Here is a 15,733-nt window from a genome sequence, read left to right on the forward strand (position 1 = left end):
ATCATCGCCTAAGTGTGGGAAACACCGTGTGTCCGGCACAGACCATCACGATATGCCCAGGGAGTTACCCCGGCCTTACCTGACTCTTCGTAGCCTCAACCTCATGGGTATCTGGCAAGGGCCGGACGGCATCGAGGTCGAGGCGATCATGCTTGGCGACCTCCCATGCCTGCGCGTGACCCAGCGGATCGGTGAACAGCGGATGGTGCTCGCTTACTGCATGGACGTGCGCGAGGTCGGCCGGCTCGTGAATCTGGCCGAGCTCGTCGCAGCGTAGGGCCGGCCCCACGAATGATCAAATAAAGATCACAACCTGGTCCGATCCGAGACCGGTGTGAACTTCCGCGGCTCCTGGGACGTCGGACTGGTCAAGGGAGGCCCGTATGGATGTTCTGGACGGCCTCGTTGACGAAGACCTCCGGCTGGAGCTCCTCCTCGTTGAGGCCCTGTACGAGGAGGCGGAACGGCTGGCCGCCCAGCCCGACCGCTGATGAACGGCGGAGAGTGCCCGCCACCTCACCGAGGTGGCGGGCACTCTCTCGCCGCCGGAGGGCGCGGGCGCGGAGCGGACTCGATGGATCCGGGCGCAATAGCGTTAACTATGCCCATGAACAAGCGCGAGCTGATCGAGAAGGCCGCGGCTGAGGCCGGACTCAGCCGGCGGCAGACCGCCGCCGCTCTGGAGGCGATCCTGGGGACCATCCAGACGGCCGTGGCATCCGAGGACAAGGTCGCCATCCCGGGTTTCGGGTCCTTCGAGATCGTGCACAAGCCGGCGCGGACCGGGCGTAATCCGCAGACCGGCGAGCCTCTGGAGATCGCCGAGACCTGGACGGCCAAGTTCAAGCCGAGCCCGGGGTTCATGGGCCTCATCCGCCAGCGCAAGAAGGACTGAGCTCCCCCACGGAGGTCCCCTCACCGGTCACCGGGCGGAGACGGGCCGCGGACGGCGACGGCCCCCGGGGAGGTGTCCACTCCCCGGGGGCCTGGGTGCCGCCATGTCGCGGCGTCAGCGCGTTTAAGAGGGCCGGTCATTCATAACGATGTCGTGCTCTGCCATTAAGCTACGAACGCATGTGGAGCGTCCAGCGGGACTCGAACCCACACCCGACCATCACTGCCTTCCCTCGGTCGATCTGACGCTCGGCGGCGAATGCTGAACCTGGAGCGAGAGTCTGAGCTTGAGCGGCCGCCTCTACCAGTTGGGCCATCCCGGCGCGGACGGTGCCGGGAGAGGGACTCGAACCCCCACTTGAACCGCGTGTCAGTCTGACATTTCAGTTTCAGCTTCCGCGCTTTCGCGCGTCCCCGCGCTCCCACGGGGAGTCTTGAAGGCTACCCCAGGAGGTAGCCGAACACCTTCTCGCCGATGCGCTGGTCGACCACCTCGGTGCCGTTGGCCTCCTCGCGGGCGAACTTCACGGCGTCCTGGAGCCTGGTGACCCGCTCCAGGAGCTCGTTGACCCGCTTGCGCGGGACGGCGCCGGAGAAGGTGACCTTGGTCCAGAAACCGACCACGATGTCCTCGTGGTAGACCTCGACCTGGGCCGGGTGCTTGTCGGTCGCCTCCGCCTTGACGTGGTTGCGGGGCACCTTCTTGGTCCGGGTCGTCTTGACCGGCTCGGTCCGCCAGCAGTCGGTCGACTGGTCCAGCGTCCACGTCTCCGCCGCGTCGAGGACGGGCAGCTTGGCGACGAAGGTGTGCAGGTCGACCAGCTGCTTCTCCAGGAAGAGCAGGTAGGTGACCGGCACGTTCTCCAGCAGGGTGGCGCCGTCCACCCTGACGTCGGCCCGCGCGACGCAGTTCGCCCAGTCCTTGGTGGCGGTCACGTCGAACAGCCGGGTGAGCGTGGTGCCGAGCTGCTTGAGCAGGTCCTCGGCCTGGACCTGCACGCGTGTGGACTCGGCCGGCAGGTGCTCGCCCTCGTCGTCGATGGGCTGGTAGGTCCGGGAGATGCCCGACAGCAGGGTGTTCTTCTGGACCGTGTGGTACGCGTCGGTCACCTTGCGCTGGGCGTCGGACTTGACGCCCTTCTCCACGGCGAGGATCTGGTTCAACTTGGTCGCCATGGATGTAACGCTATCGGGAAGATCACCCGCTCTCATCCCTTTTATCAACCGGCTTCAGCTTTCGGCGGCCGGCCCCGGCGGTGGGCGGCCCGCGCTCAGTGCCGTACGGCGCGGGCGTACCAGCGGCCGTCGAGGTTGTCGATGCGCAGCGTCCGCCCGAAGCACTCCGACAGGTTCTCGCCGGTCAGGATCTCCGCCACCGGCCCGGCCGCCTGGATGCGGGTGTCACGCATCAGCAGGGCGTGGGTCGTGGTGGCCGGGACCTCCTCCAGGTGGTGGGTGACGGTGACCGTGGTCAGCGCCGGACGGGTCGCGGCCAGGTCTTCGACGGCGGTGATCAGGTCCTCGCGGGCGGGCAGGTCGAGCCCGGCGAACGGCTCGTCCAGCAGCAGCACCACCGGGTCGGCCATCAGCGCCCTGGCCACCCGGATCCGGGCCCGCTCCCCCTGGGAGCAGACGCGGAAGAGCCGGTCGGCCAGATCCTTGCAGCCCATGTCCGCCAGCAGATTGTGCGCCCGCTCGTGCTGGGCCGGGCCGTAGCGGTCCCACAGGGGCGCGCTGGTCCCGGTGTGACCGGTCAGCACGACGGTGTGCGCGGTGGCGTTCTCCTCCTCCAGCAGCTCCTCGTCGACGAGCCGCTGGCTGGCCGCGACCAGACCGATGTGACGGCGCAGCTCCCTGAGGTCGACCCTGCCCAGCCGCTGGCCGAGCACGGTCGCGGCGCCCTCCGTGGGATGCCGTACGGCGGCGGCCAGCGACAGCAGCGTGGTCTTGCCCGCCCCGTTGGGACCCAGCACCACCCAGTGCTGGCCGTACTCGACCCGCCAGTCGATGCCCGCCAGGAGAGTCCGTCCGACCGCCCGCACCCCGACACCGCTCAGCTCCACCGCGCCGGGCACGGACTGCTCCATCGGTCTCCCCCTCCGGTTCGATACGCGCCGATTACCCTAACCGATGCGGCAGTTTGCCTCCTTGCCCCGTCCGCGCGGCGACAGCCCGGTGGACCTCCCGCCGGGGCGGCTCGGGGCCGGAGCGGGCGCCCCGTGCTCCCCGTGTTCCCCGGGCCCTCAGCCCTCAGCCTCAGCCGCCGATCTGCGCCGAAGGGCTCGTGCCCGGCGGAGGCGGGGACGTGGGCGCCGTCACCGACGGGGCCGGCGACGGCGCCGGGCTCTCCCCGTCGCCGGTCTGCGGGATCTGGGTGAAGGACGGCTTGGGACTGCCCGGCGTGGCCGGGCAGTCGTCGCCCCTGCCCCTGCCCTTGGCCGTCGCGTCCGCGCAGGTCCGTGGCCCGCTCCCGCCGGGCGGGCCGTCACTGCCCTGCGAGCGGCCGGGCCGGGGCTCCTCGCGCTCGCCGTCGGCCGCGGGCACCGAGGCCGCGGGCACCGAGACGGTGCGGGTCGCGGTGACCAGGACCGTGGAGGGCGTCATCACCGGCGTGGTCCGCGGCCTGCCGCCCGGCGGGCGGGCGGCGCGGGAGGCGGGGTCCGCGGTGCGCTCCTGGACCGGGATCACCACCGGCACCCGGCCGGGGGTGCCGGAGCCGTCCTCGACACCGCCTCCTCCGCCCCCTCCGCCCCCTCCGCTCCCGGCGGCGACCACCGTGACGGCCGCCATGGAGACCGTGGCCAGCGCCGCGAAGCTCGCCTGCGACAGGTGCGCGCTCCGGCGCGGCGCCCGGCGGGAACCCCTCGTGGGGGCCGAGGGCTCCCGGACCGGTCCGGCGGAGGCGGGGACGTGGGCGCCGTCTGCGGACGGGTGGGGGACGCGCCGTGGGCGGCCGTCCCCGGTCAGGTGGGACAGCTGCCATGGGCGGCCGTCTCCGGTCAGGTGGGACGGGGGGTGCGCCCGCCCGCCCTCGGGCGGGTGGCGCACCGGCGTCCAGATCTCCGCCAGCACCTCGGCCACCGCCACGCGGAGGTCCCGCGGAGCGCCCACGCCACCCGCCGCGAGCAGCGCGCCGAGCAGATCGGCGGCCCGGGGCCGGTGCGCGGGGTCCTTGGCCAGGCACGCCTCGACGGCCGGGCGCAGCAGGGCGGGCACCGAGGCGGCGCGCGGCGGCTCGACCATGATGCGCCGGGCCACCGCGTCGGGCTCGCCGGCGCCGAAGGGGTGGTGACCGGTGGCCGCGTAGGCGATCAGGCAGCCCCAGGCGAAGACGTCGGAGGCCGGCAGCGCGGAGCCGCCGACGAGCCGTTCGGGGGCCACCCAGCCGGGGCTGCCCATGACCTGCCCGGCCTGCGTGTGCGTGGCGAGGGCGCCGACGTCCCTGGCGATACCGAAGTCGATCACACGGGGCCCGGTGTCCGACAGCAGCACGTTTCCGGGTTTGAGGTCGCGGTGGACCAGCCCCGCCTCGTGCACCGCCACCAGCGCGGCGGCCACCCCGAGGGCGGCGCCGTAGGCCAGGTCCGGGGTGAGCGGGCCCTGCTCGGACACCACCTGGGACAGCGCCGGCCCGGGGATGTATTCGGAGACCAGGTAGGGGCGGCCCCGATCGGTGCCGTCCTCGACCACGGCGGCGGTGCAGAAGGGGACCACTCGCCGGGAGAATTCCACTTCCTCCGCGAAACGGGCACGGAGCGTGGGATCGTGGAGATGCACCGGATGCGGCGTCTTGAGGGCCACCACCCCGCCCTGCGGGTGTTCGGCCAGATAGACCACGCCCATGCCCCCCACGCCGAGGCGGCCGAGCAGGAGGTAACGGCCGATGATGACCGGGTCCCCGACGGTCAACGGCCGCACACCGGGCGGCATGCCGTTCATGGGGCCAGTTCCGCCACGTGCCATCCTGGATGAGCCTCTCATGTACGCGCTACGGCAAGCACACTGTGGCGGCATCCGAGAGGGCTTCGCTCCCGACCTGTCACAAGGGATATGACAGGTAAGGCGAATCATCCCTCGGGGTAAGTCACCGGTGATGTCCCGGATGCGTGCTGAGGCCCGCTGTGACGGCGTGACCGGGGCGGGGCGCGCCCGTCAGGCCGCGGCGGAGCCGGGCTCGGGCCGCACGGACGTGTCGCGGTCGGCGGCGGGGCCGGACCGCGGGGGAAGGTCCTGAACGGCGAGATCGGGTCCGGCGGGGACCTGAATCGGGAGGTCCTGAACCGGAAGGTCCTGAACGGCGGCGACCTGAACGGCGAGGTCCTGAGCCGGAAGGTCCTGAACCGGGAGGTTCTGAACCGGGAGGCCCTGAGCCGGAAGGTTCTGAACGGCGGTGAGAAAGCGGGCGATGTGCCGGAAGACCCGGCGGGCCTCGGGGACGAGGTCGGCGAGGATGGCGAAGACGTGGGGCATCCGGCGCCACTCCTCGTAGGTGACCGGGACCCCGTGCGCGCGGGCCCGCTCGGCTACCCGGCGCCCCTCGTCGCGGAGGACCTCGGTGGAGCCGGTGACGATCATCAGCGGCGGCAGGCCGGTGTAGTCGCCGAAGACCGGGGAGACCAGGGGGTCGCGAGGGTCGAGGCGGGCGGTCCAGCGGCGGGCGAGCCAGCCGACCCGGCCCGCCGGGATCATCGGGTCGAGCAGGCGGTTGACCCGGCGGGGCACGTCGGTGAGGTCGGCCCACGGCGACAGGCAGACCGCGGCCGAGGGCAGCGGCAGCCCCCTGTCACGCAGGGCCAGCAGCGTGGCCAGGGTGAGGTGGCCGCCGGCGGAGTCACCGGCGAACAGGACGCGCGCCGGGTCGTAGCCCCACTCCAGCAGGCACAGGTAGGCCGCTATCGCGTCTTCGAGCGACTCGGCCGGCGTGTGGACCGGGCCCTGGCGGTAGTCGACGGCCAGCACCGGGCACCGGGCGGCGGCCGACAGACGCCAGGTGATCGGCCGGTGCGTGGCCGGGGAGCAGAGGAAGTAGCCGCCTCCGTGGAAGTACAGCACCACCCTGCTCTCGTCGAGCCCCTCCCCGAGGTCCCCGTCAGCCCCGCTCCGCTGCCCGTCAGCCCCGCTCCTCCCGTCAGCCCCGCTCCGCTTCCTGGCGCCCCCGTCGGAGCCGCTCCGCTGCCCATTCCTCCCGTCAGCCCCGCTCCGCTGCCCGGCGCCGTCGCGGGAGCCGGCCCCTGGGGCGCCGCTCCCGTCGAGCCAGGGGGCTCCGCCCCCGTCGGCCCTGGACCGGCCGCTCCCGCCGGACTCGGGGCCGCCGCCGGGCGGCCGTCCGGCGCGGACCCACTCGCCGGAGCACGACCCGATCTCCCCCTGCACTACGCTCACGTGGGCGGGCAGGGGGAGCGGCACCCTGCCCGCCAGCGCGACGAGGCGGGAGGCCGCCACGAAGCCGGCGTCGGTTCTCAGCAGCAGGCCGGAGATCGGTTTGAGCGTGCCACGCAGGACCGTGTTGAGGGCTGCGGCCTGCCAGCTCACGGGGTAGCCGGGGCAGACGTCCACGTCGATCTCATCGCGCATGCGGGCCTCCGACAAGGAGGATTCCCGCAGAATATCCTTCTATTCCAGCGGTAACCGTATCGTGTCGATCACGGCCACATGCCGGCCCGCCCCGCTCGCGCTTACGACGGCACCGGCCCCCACCCGCGGCCCCAGGCCGGACCGCCCGCCACCGGTAAATACGTTGCCGCCACCGAGGGCGCCGAGGAGGATAGGAGGGTTGCCCTGACGCCCATGAGGAGGCCGCCTTCCTGCTCTATGTGCGCATCGCCGGATACGGCTTCCGCCGCCACTCCGCCTACCGCGCCGCCGCCTTCGCCGGAGCCTTCACCAACACCGTGTTCGGGATCCTCCGGGCCTACGTCCTCATCGCCCTCTGGGAGGCCCGTCCGGGACTCGCCGGATACGACGTCGCCGACGCCGTCACGTTCTGCTTCCTCAGCCAGGCGTTCATCGGCCCCATGCAGGTCTTCGGCGGCGGGCTGGAGATCGCCGGGCGGGTCCGCAGCGGCGACATCGCCGTCGACCTCATCCGGCCGGCGTCCCTGCAGATGTGGAGCCTCGCCGACGACCTCGGCCGGGCGGCCTACCTGTTCCTGCTGCGCAGCCTGCCGCCCACCGTCGTCGGGGCCGCGCTGTTCGGGCTCGTCACCCCGGCCGACCCGGCGACCTGGCTGTTCTTCGCCCTCTCCTGCACGCTCGGGGTGGTCGTCAGCTTCGGCTGGCGCTATCTGATGGCGCTGTCCACCTGCTGGATCGTCGACGACCGGGGCCCCCAGTCGCTGTCGCTGGTGATGACCTTCTTCTTCAGCGGCATGGTCCTGCCGCTGAACCTGTTCCCCGGCTGGCTCGGCACCCTGGCCGGCGCGCTGCCCTGGTCGGCGATGGTCCAGGTCCCCGCCGACGTCTACCTCGGCAAGCGGGACGTCCTGGAGGCCCTGGCGTTCCAGGCCGCCTGGGCGGTGGCGCTGCTGGCCCTGGGCGCCCTGGTCACCCGGGCCGCCCGGCACAAGGTCGTGATCCAGGGTGGGTGACGACGTGACCACCGCGAGACACCGGACAGGCATGACCACCGCGGAACACCGGGCAGGCATGACCGCCGCGGGAGACGGGACAGGAGGGAGCGCCTGATGGTCAGGACCTATCTGCTGCTGGCCTGGACCTGGCTGAGGGCCTCGGCTCAGTACCCTGGACCGCTGATCATGATGGCGGCCGGCTCGTTCGCCGTCAACGCGCTGGACGTCCTGGCGATCTGGGTGATCTTCGAGCACACCGGGACGCTGGCCGGCTTCGGCCTGGCCGAGGTGATGCTCCTGTACGGGACCGCGGGCCTGTCGTTCGCGCTGAGCGACATGCTCTTCGGCAACGTCGACCGGCTCAGCCAGCACATCAGGGCCGGCACCTTCGACACCATGCTGATCCGCCCGGCCAGCCCGTTCGTCCAGATAGCCGTCGACCGCTTCAGCGTGCACCGCTTCGGCAGGATCGCCCAGGCCCTGGTCGCGCTCGGCATCGCCCTGTCCCGGCTCGACATCCCCTGGAGCAGGGCGTGGATGATCCCGGTGATGATCGTGTGTGGGGTGGTCATCTTCGCCTCGATCTTCGCCCTCGGCGGCGCGCTGCAGTTCCTGCTGACCGACGCTCCCGAGGTGGCCAACGCCTTCACCTACGGCGGCAGCACGCTCACCCAGTATCCGCTGAGCGTCTACGGCGAGGAGCTCGTCAGGGGCGTCACCTTCGTCATACCGCTGGCGTTCGTCAACTGGCAGCCCGGACTGTTCGTGCTGGACCGGCAGGACCCCTTCGGCCTGCCGCCCGGGCTGCGCTTCGCCGCGCCCCTGGCGGCCCTGGTGCTCGCCGCCGCCGCCGCGCTCGCCTGGCGGGCGGGCATCCGCCGCTACCGCTCAACGGGGAGTTGATCACATGATCGAAGTCGACCGGGTCGGCCGCTCGTTCACCGTGGGCCGCCGCCGCACGCGCACGACCGTGCACGCCGTACAGGATCTGTCCTTCACCGTCGAGGCCGGGGAGTTCGTCGGCTATCTCGGCCCCAACGGCGCGGGCAAGTCCACCACCATCAAGATGCTCACCGGCATCCTCGCCCCCACCTCCGGCCGCATCCAGGTGGCCGGGCTCGACCCGGCGCGCCGCCGTACGGCTCTCGCCCGCAAGATCGGCGTGGTCTTCGGCCAGCGGACGACACTCTGGTGGGACCTGCCGCTGAAGGACAGCTTCGAGCTGATCCGCCACCTTTACAAAGTAGATCGAGTTGACTTCCGCCGCAGGCTGGACGAGCTGACCGGCCTGCTCGGCCTCGCCGAGTTCGTCGACACGCCGGTCCGCCAGCTCAGCCTCGGCCAGCGCATGCGGGGCGACATCACCGCCGCCCTCCTCCACTCCCCCGCCGTGCTGGTGCTCGACGAGCCCACGATCGGCCTCGACGTGGTCAGCAAGGCCGCCATGCGCGAGTTCCTGCGCCGCCTCAACGCCGAGCACGGCACCACGGTCCTGCTCACCACCCACGACCTGGGCGACATCGAGAAGCTCTGCCGCCGCGTGATGCTCATCGACCACGGCCGCCTGACCTTCGACGGCACCCTCGACGACCTGCGCGCCACCGCCCCCGAGGAGGACTCCATCGAGGACGTGGTCGCCCGCCTCTACACCGGCTGACCGGCCGGACCTCCCGCCGCCCGGACGTCGTGCAGGTCGCGGGCGGACATCACCGCGTTGACGTTGCGCTCGGCCCAGTCGGTGACGGCCCGCAGCGGCTCCTGGAGCGACTGGCCGAGCTCGGTCAGCGTGTATTCCACCCGGGGCGGGACCTCGGCGAAGACCCTCCGGGTCAGCAGGCCGTCGCGCTCCATCGCCCGCAGGGTCTGCGTCAGGACCTTCGGCGTGACGCCGCCGATCGTGTCGCGCAGCTCGGTGAACCGGCGCGGCCCCCCGTGCAGGCTCAGCACCACCAGCACCGACCACTTGTCGCCGATGCGGTCGAGCACCACCCGGGTGGGGCAGGACGGGTCGAAGGAGTCTCCGTTCAGCATGGTTTCCAATGTATATCAATAGCACTTTGAAGTAACCAGTATCCAATGGATACGGTCAAGCCGACAGCACGTTTCAGGAGGTCGAAGATGAGAATTCTGCTGATCGGCGCCAGCGGCATGATCGGGAGCCGGGTCGCCGCGGAGGCTCGCGCCCGAGGCCACGAGGTCACCGGCGTCACCCGCAGGGGCACGGCGGGGACGGCGGTCGCCGACGCCTCGGACCCGGCCGCGATGGCCCGGCTCGCCGCCGGTCACGACGCGGTCGTGTCGGCCGTCGCCCCGCCGCGGGACGGCTCCGAGCCTTCCGGCCCGCTGCTGGCGGCCGTCCGCGGCCTGCTCGGAGGGCTCCGCGAGGCGGGCGTGCGCCGCCTGGTGATGGTCGGCGGCGCGGGCAGCCTGGAGGTGGCGCCGGGCGCGCGGCTCGTCGACAGCCCGGACTTCCCCGAGATCTACCGGAGCGAGGCCCTGGCCCTGGCCCAGGCGCTGGAGCTGCTCCGGGCCGAGGCCGGGGACCTGGACTGGACCTACATCTCCCCGGCCATCGTCATCGAACCCGGCGAGCGCACCGGGAAGTTCCGGCTGGGCGGCGACCAGGTGCTCGTCGACGACCGGGGCGACAGCTTCATCTCCGCCGAGGACTACGCCGTCGCCCTGGTCGACGAACTGGAGAACAGCCAGGCCGTCAGGCGCCGGATCACCGTCGCCCGCTAGCGCGGCGGCCGCGCCACGCCCCTCGCGCGTCGCCAGGACGGCACCCGCCGGATCGAAGGACGGCGCCTCGATGCGCATGCGGCCGGGCGCGGGCTCCGGCGCATGCGGTCGATACAGTGCTGGTGAGCCGGCGCATGCCGGTCGCCACGCTCGGAGACACCGCCCGGCCCGCCGCGGTCGCATCGAGAGGATCCCCGTGACTGAGCCCGCCCGCTCCTGGCCACACCTGCTCGCGGCACTCCTGCGCGGGCACGACCTCGACGCGGACGACACCCGATGGGCCATGCGGCAGGTCATGGACGACGCGGCCGGCCCCGTCCAGCTCGCCGGGTTCCTGGTCGCCCTGCGGGCCAAGGGTGAGAGCACCGCGGAGCTCCGCGGAATGCTCGACGCCCTCATGGAACGGGTCGTGCCCCTCCCGGTCGACGGCGCGGACGTCGTCGACATCGTCGGTACCGGCGGCGACGGCGCCCACACCGTGAACGTGAGCACCATGGCGGCGGTCGTCGTCGCCGCCGTCGGCGCCCCGGTCGTCAAGAACGGCGGCCGATCGGTGTCCAGCAAGGCCGGTTCCGCCGACGTCCTCGAAGCCCTGGGCCTGCCGCTCGATCTCACGCCCGACGGCGTCGCCCGGTGCCTGCGCGAGGTCGGCATCGGCTTCACCTTCGCCCCGCGCTTCCACCACGGCCTGCGTCACGCCCTCCCGGTGCGCAAGGCGCTCAGCGTCCCCACCGCCATCAATTACCTGGCGCCGCTGACCAATCCCGCCGGTCCCCGCGCCGCCCTCGTCGGCTGCTCCGACTCCGCCCTCGCCCCGGTCCTGGCGGGTGTGCTCGCCGAACGGGGCGTCAGCGCCCTGGTCGTGCGCGGGGCGGACGGCCTCGACGAGATCACCACCGCCGCGCCCACCGACGTCTGGATCGCCGGCAACGGCGGCGTCCGGCAGGAGACGCTGGACACCGCCGACTTCGGACTCGCGCGCAGCGCGCCGGACGCGCTCCGCGGCGGTGACGCCGCCTACAACGCCTCGGTCGTCCACCGGGTCCTGACCGGCGAGCCGGGCGCCGCCCGCGACGCCGTCCTCGCCAACGCGGCCGGAGCCCTCGCCGCCCACCGCGACCTCGGCGGAGGTCTCCGCGACGCCTTCGCGACCGGTCTGCGGGAAGCGCGCCACGCCGTCGACAGCGGCAACGCCATCGCCACCCTCGACAACTGGCTGAAGCTCGCCTCGTCCCTGGCCGGCGGCGCCGACGGACCATGACCGGCCGCGGGCGCGCCCTCGGAAGGGGTTCCCGAGCGGTAAACGCGCTCCGTACTGCATGCGTCACATCTGGTGTATGCGACATCTGTCGCAAGGGAGCGCGCCGGACACGGAAGGGAACCCATGCTGCCATTAAGCGGTGTGACCCAGCAGGAGCCGTTCACCCACCCCCATCTCCCCCAGCCGCCACTCCGCACGACGCTGCACCGGATGGTACGGCGGGCCTACGGCCGGGTCCGGGCAGCGGACCTGGGCGCGCTACGGGTCGCGCTGGGCAGCACCGGCGTGGACAACTACGCCCGGACCGCGGCCCCGCTGGACTACACGACCACGGCGGCCGACGACACGCTGGAGAAGCTGATCGCGGTCTTCGAGGACAAGACCCCGTACGTCATGCAGGCGGGAGCCCGGCAGAACCAGCCGCCGAACGGCAACGGCCAGACGGTGCTGAAGACCATGGTGGACGAGGTGGTCACCGTTCACACCCAGGTCGCGGCCGGCAACGCCGACGGGCACATCATCGCCGTCTTCGGCCTGCCGGACAACACCAGGGTGCCGGAGATCAGGAAGGTGTTCACCGAAGCCGCCGAAGGGCTGCAGAGGCTCTACGACAACCGGCTGATCCTGCTGGACCGCCGCGGTGACCTGGCCATCCAGGGTGCCGGCGCGACGTCCTCGCCCAGGTCGATGACCGTTCCCGACGCGTTCGCGGACGCCCGTACCAACGATCGGGTCCGCACCCTGATGCACGAGTCCTTCCACGTCGCCCGCACGGAGATCACGGATCACGTCTACTTCGGCGTGCCGGGCTTCGCGACGGCCGACTGGGGGACCATGAGCACCAACGCCGACCACTACGCCGAGGTGGCCAGGCGCCACGCGGGCCTGAACCTGCCCGTGCCCGCGCCGCTCGCCGTGCTCGGCCCGCCGGCCGGCCCGGCCCTGACGCTTCCGCAGGAGGCCAAGGTGCGCCAGGCGGTGGCGGAGGCGCAGGAGCGGCTCACCCGGGGCTGGGCCCGGTCGTTGTGGGTGTGGCAGAACATGGGATACGTGCAGCGCTACCAGAACTCCTACGTGTGGCTGGGTGCCGCGCCGACCGAGCTGCTGCTCCGGCAGCTCATGCTGGAGTCGCAGCAGACCTCTATGACCCTGCACCACGGGACCGGCGGCCGCGCCACCACTCGGGCCGACGTCCCGCCGGTGCTCCCCTCCGTCACCGCGTACGATCTCGCGGTGATGGAGGAGGTCCTGGCCGACCTGCACCAGCTGGTGGGCTGGGGCCGCGGGCAGAACACCGTGCAGGTGCTGTCGGCCGGGGCGGCCCTGCCCGCGGCGCACGCGGCCTACCTGTGGGCCGCGGACGTGACGAACGCGGCGACGCCCATGACCAACCTCGCCGACCAGCTCGTCAGTCAGGCGACGCAGTCGCTGGCCGATCCCTGGCTGCCGACCCCCGCCGCGCTCAAGACCCTCGTGGACGGCATGCGCGTCCGCTACGGGCAGCTCTAGCGGGTCCGGCCGGCGGCCGCTCCGGTGGCGGGCCGCATCACCGGTCATGGACTCCAGACCATCGTCCGCCGGTGAAGTCGCTCGCCACCGTGCCCGAGGCCGGGGACCAGCGGGGTCGGGCCGTGGCCGGTGAAGCCCACGCGTTCGAAGAACCGCACCGCACGGGTGTTCTCGACCAAGGTCTGCAGGTGGCACCCGGGGATCCGGCCCGTCCGAGCCGATCGAACCATCGGTTCATCAGCTCGCCGGCGGCGCCGGGATCACGGGGGGCGCCGACCACGGCGAGGGGCTCGCCGAGGTGCTCGCCCCCGGACGCACCCCGTCCTGTCGGCCATGATGCGCTCCGGGCCGCTGAAGCAGTCCGAGGGCTGGACGGAGGACGCCGACTTCCGGTCCGGCCTCGACCTCCTGCTCGACGGCATCGAGGCGCTGATCGCCCGGCGCGCGTCTCAGCAGGGCGGGTGAACGCCTCCGTCCCGCGCCGCGGCGGGCCCCGCCACGGCAGGTCCCGCGTAGCGCCCGCCGCCACCGTGGCCCGGCGCGTCTCAGCCACGGCGATACCGGGTGAAATTCATAGATGACCACAAGGCGGAAGGTAGGTTAGCCTAACTTTATCTTTGCCTCCGGCGGGTGACCGCAGTCACAGGGAGAGCCGAACGATGATCGATCCCTTCCGCATCTTCCATGTGCGGGTGAGCAGGCTGGCCCGGCTCAGCCCGTCCTTCCTGCGCGTGACCTTCACCGGGGACGACCTCCACCTTTTCGCCGACAACGGGCTGGACCAGCGCATCAAGCTCATCCTGCCGCTGCCCGGCCTCGGGCTGACCCCGCTGCCGACCGGCCCCGACTGGTACACCCGCTGGCGCGAGCTCCCCGACGAGTCGCGCAACCCCGTGCGCACCTACACCGCCAGGGCGGTCCGGCCCGATCTGCGCGAGGTCGACGTCGACGTCGTCGTCCACGAGCTGCACGACGACTCCGGCCCCGTCGCCCGCTGGGCCCGCGACGTACGGCCCGGCGACGAGGCCGCGCTGTTCGGCCCCGACGCCCGGCACGACGGCGAGCACGGCGGGCTGGAGTTCCGCCTGCCCGCCGGGGACGGCCCCGTGCTGCTGGCCGGCGACGAGACCGCCGTGCCGGCGATCACCGCGATCCTGGAGCGCATCCCCCGCCACTGCGCGGGCGAGGCGCTGCTGGAGGTGCCGCACGGGGCCGACGTCATGGACGTCGACGCGCCGAGCGGGCTGACCGTCACCTGGCTGCCGCGCGACGGCTCCGGCCACGGCAGCCGGCTGGTGCCCGCCGTACGGGCCGCCGCCGGCCGGCTGCTGCCCTCGCTGCCCTCCCCCCGGCAGTTCACGGACGTGGACGTCGACGTGGAGGAGCTGTGGGAGGTGCCGGAGGAGGAGACGCCGGCGCCGCAGCGGATGTACGCGTGGCTGGCCGGCGAGGCGGCCGTCATCAGGACGCTCCGCCGCCATCTGGTCGCCGAGCGCGGGCTGGACCGGCAGTCGGTGGCGTTCATGGGTTACTGGCGGATGGGCCGCTCCGAGCAGCACTGACCGCACCCCGGGGCCGGTCCGGGCGAGGTCCTCGGGACGGCGGGCGGCGCGGCGGCTCCCGGATGTCGCGACGTGCCCGGCAGGCCGGCGGTGCCCCGACGGCGGCACGCGGACCCCCGACGCGGCCTCGGCGGAGGCTGGTCCGTGACCATAAACATAGGCTAGCCTTACCTAAGTTTCATGGTCGGCTGTTCCAGAGGGGTGCGGGTGGGCATGACGGGTCCGTCGGGGCGGGACGTGCTGAGGCGCGCGGTCAAGGGGCAGCGGCGGGACGTCGCGCTCGGCTCCCTCCTGGGGGCCGGGCACCAGGCCGGGGAGGCGCTGGTCCCGGTCCTGATCGGCGTCGTGATCGACCAGGCCGTCGCCAGGGACGACGCGGGCGCGCTGCTGCGCTGGCTCGCGATCCTGGCCGTGGTCTACGTGGGGCTGTCGTTCAGCTTCCGCTTCGGCGCCCGCGCCGGGGAACGGGCCGCCGAGCAGGCCGGTCACACGCTACGCGTCGAGCTCGTACGGCGCGTGCTGGACCCCGGCGGCGGGGCCGAGAACGGCCGGCTGCCCGGCGCCCTGACCACCATCGCGACCGAGGACGCCAAACGGGTCGGCGCCGTGAACATGGCGCTGATGTTCGGGATATCGGCGTCCGTGGGGCTGCTGGTGGGCACCGTGGTGCTGCTGCGGACCTCGGTGCCCCTCGGCCTGACGGTGCTGCTGGGGACACCGGTGCTGCTGTGGCTCGGTCACCTGCTGAGCAAGCCGCTGGAGCACCGCAGCGAGGCCGAGCAGGAACGGGCCGCACACGCCTCGGGCGTCGCCGCCGACCTGGTGGCCGGGCTGCGGGTGCTCAAGGGCATCGGCGCGGAGTCCGCGGCGGTCGCCCGCTACCGGCGCACCAGCCGCCGATCGCTTGCGGCCACCCTGCGGGCGGCCCGGGCGCAGTCCCTGCAGAGCGGCATGGTGCTCGCCCTGACCGGGGGGTTCATCGCCGTCGTGGCGCTGGTCGGCGGGCGGCTCGCCGCCCAGGGCGACATCAGCCTGGGGCAGCTCGTGTCGGCGGTCGGGCTCGCGCTGTTCCTGCTCGGGCCGCTGGAGACGTTCTCCTGGGTGAACGCCGAGTTCGCCCAGGCCGCCACCCCTCTGATTCCGATCTTGGTGTCGCTGGCGCTCAATCTGCTCAATTCGCTGGTGCCCGCCGTGGC

17 protein-coding genes are annotated in these 15,733 nt (G+C 72.5%); 11 read left to right on the forward strand and 6 right to left on the reverse strand.

What is annotated here, in order from left to right; translation table 11 throughout:
* Positions 1-103 precede the first annotated feature (103 nt).
* Positions 104-277 (forward strand): hypothetical protein, encoded by a 174-nt coding sequence (locus ACWDS7_RS37145; RefSeq protein WP_306858439.1) that lies wholly within the window; start codon positions 104-106, stop codon positions 275-277.
* Between the two features lie 330 nt (positions 278-607).
* Positions 608-895 (forward strand): HU family DNA-binding protein, encoded by a 288-nt coding sequence (locus ACWDS7_RS37150; protein ID WP_451933064.1) that lies wholly within the window; start codon positions 608-610, stop codon positions 893-895.
* Between the two features lie 440 nt (positions 896-1,335).
* Here ACWDS7_RS37150 and ACWDS7_RS37155 read toward each other — a convergent pair whose 3' ends face one another.
* The 4 genes from ACWDS7_RS37155 to ACWDS7_RS37170 form a co-directional block, all read right to left on the reverse strand.
* The gene (locus ACWDS7_RS37155) at positions 1,336-2,070 is read right to left on the reverse strand and encodes a DUF7873 family protein (protein WP_306858436.1); all 735 of its coding nucleotides are present in this window, start codon (positions 2,068-2,070) and stop codon (positions 1,336-1,338) included.
* 95 nt (positions 2,071-2,165) lie between these two features.
* A complete protein-coding gene (locus ACWDS7_RS37160; RefSeq protein ID WP_451933065.1) occupies positions 2,166-2,981 on the reverse strand; it encodes an ABC transporter ATP-binding protein in 816 nt (271 codons plus the stop codon).
* Positions 2,982-3,150: 169 nt separating this feature from the next.
* Positions 3,151-4,833 (reverse strand): protein kinase domain-containing protein, encoded by a 1,683-nt coding sequence (locus ACWDS7_RS37165; protein ID WP_451933066.1) that lies wholly within the window; start codon positions 4,831-4,833, stop codon positions 3,151-3,153.
* A gap of 213 nt (positions 4,834-5,046) precedes the next feature.
* Positions 5,047-6,468, reverse strand: a complete 1,422-nt coding sequence (locus tag ACWDS7_RS37170; protein WP_451933067.1) for an alpha/beta hydrolase — start codon at positions 6,466-6,468, stop codon at positions 5,047-5,049.
* Between the two features lie 239 nt (positions 6,469-6,707).
* On the opposite strand from ACWDS7_RS37170, the gene ACWDS7_RS37175 reads away from it, so the two are divergent.
* The 3 genes from ACWDS7_RS37175 to ACWDS7_RS37185 all read left to right on the forward strand — a co-directional run bounded on the left by ACWDS7_RS37175 (position 6,708) and on the right by ACWDS7_RS37185 (position 9,120).
* Positions 6,708-7,481, forward strand: a complete 774-nt coding sequence (locus ACWDS7_RS37175) for an ABC transporter permease (protein WP_451933068.1) — start codon at positions 6,708-6,710, stop codon at positions 7,479-7,481.
* Positions 7,482-7,577: 96 nt separating this feature from the next.
* Complete coding sequence (locus tag ACWDS7_RS37180; RefSeq protein WP_451933069.1) at positions 7,578-8,366, forward strand: ABC transporter permease; 789 nt, start codon at positions 7,578-7,580, stop codon at positions 8,364-8,366.
* Positions 8,367-8,370: 4 nt separating this feature from the next.
* On the forward strand, positions 8,371-9,120 hold the full coding sequence (locus ACWDS7_RS37185) for an ABC transporter ATP-binding protein (protein WP_451933070.1): 750 nt from the start codon (positions 8,371-8,373) through the stop codon (positions 9,118-9,120).
* On the opposite strand, the gene ACWDS7_RS37190 is transcribed toward ACWDS7_RS37185, so the two are convergent.
* Entirely contained in the window at positions 9,108-9,494 is a 387-nt protein-coding gene (locus ACWDS7_RS37190) for a winged helix-turn-helix transcriptional regulator (protein ID WP_451933071.1), read from the reverse strand. The two genes, ACWDS7_RS37185 and ACWDS7_RS37190, sit on opposite strands and share 13 nt — an antisense overlap.
* A gap of 87 nt (positions 9,495-9,581) precedes the next feature.
* On the opposite strand from ACWDS7_RS37190, the gene ACWDS7_RS37195 reads away from it, so the two are divergent.
* From ACWDS7_RS37195 to ACWDS7_RS37205, 3 genes are all read left to right on the forward strand, one after another.
* Positions 9,582-10,205 carry an NAD(P)-dependent oxidoreductase gene (locus ACWDS7_RS37195; protein ID WP_451933072.1) on the forward strand — a complete coding sequence of 208 codons (624 nt, stop codon included), beginning with the start codon at positions 9,582-9,584 and terminating at the stop codon, positions 10,203-10,205.
* Between the two features lie 196 nt (positions 10,206-10,401).
* On the forward strand, positions 10,402-11,466 hold the full coding sequence (gene trpD / locus ACWDS7_RS37200) for an anthranilate phosphoribosyltransferase (RefSeq protein WP_451933073.1): 1,065 nt from the start codon (positions 10,402-10,404) through the stop codon (positions 11,464-11,466).
* A 141-nt stretch (positions 11,467-11,607) separates the two neighbouring features.
* Positions 11,608-12,975: a hypothetical protein gene (locus ACWDS7_RS37205; protein ID WP_451933074.1), complete on the forward strand. Its 1,368-nt coding sequence runs from the start codon at positions 11,608-11,610 to the stop codon at positions 12,973-12,975.
* 44 nt (positions 12,976-13,019) lie between these two features.
* Here the strand turns inward: ACWDS7_RS37205 and ACWDS7_RS37210 are convergent, their stop codons facing one another.
* On the reverse strand, positions 13,020-13,205 hold the full coding sequence (locus ACWDS7_RS37210; protein ID WP_451933078.1) for a hypothetical protein: 186 nt from the start codon (positions 13,203-13,205) through the stop codon (positions 13,020-13,022).
* Here ACWDS7_RS37210 and ACWDS7_RS37215 point away from each other — a divergent pair.
* From ACWDS7_RS37215 to ACWDS7_RS37225, 3 genes are all read left to right on the forward strand, one after another.
* Positions 13,141-13,440 (forward strand): TetR/AcrR family transcriptional regulator C-terminal domain-containing protein, encoded by a 300-nt coding sequence (locus ACWDS7_RS37215; RefSeq protein WP_451933077.1) that lies wholly within the window; start codon positions 13,141-13,143, stop codon positions 13,438-13,440. The two genes, ACWDS7_RS37210 and ACWDS7_RS37215, sit on opposite strands and share 65 nt — an antisense overlap.
* A 194-nt stretch (positions 13,441-13,634) precedes the next feature.
* Entirely contained in the window at positions 13,635-14,537 is a 903-nt protein-coding gene (locus ACWDS7_RS37220; RefSeq protein WP_451933075.1) for a siderophore-interacting protein, read from the forward strand.
* Between the two features lie 213 nt (positions 14,538-14,750).
* A partial coding sequence (locus ACWDS7_RS37225; RefSeq protein ID WP_451933076.1) for an ABC transporter transmembrane domain-containing protein occupies positions 14,751-15,733 on the forward strand: 983 nt, incomplete at its 3' end.

Source organism: Streptosporangium sp. NPDC003464, assembly GCF_053588315.1.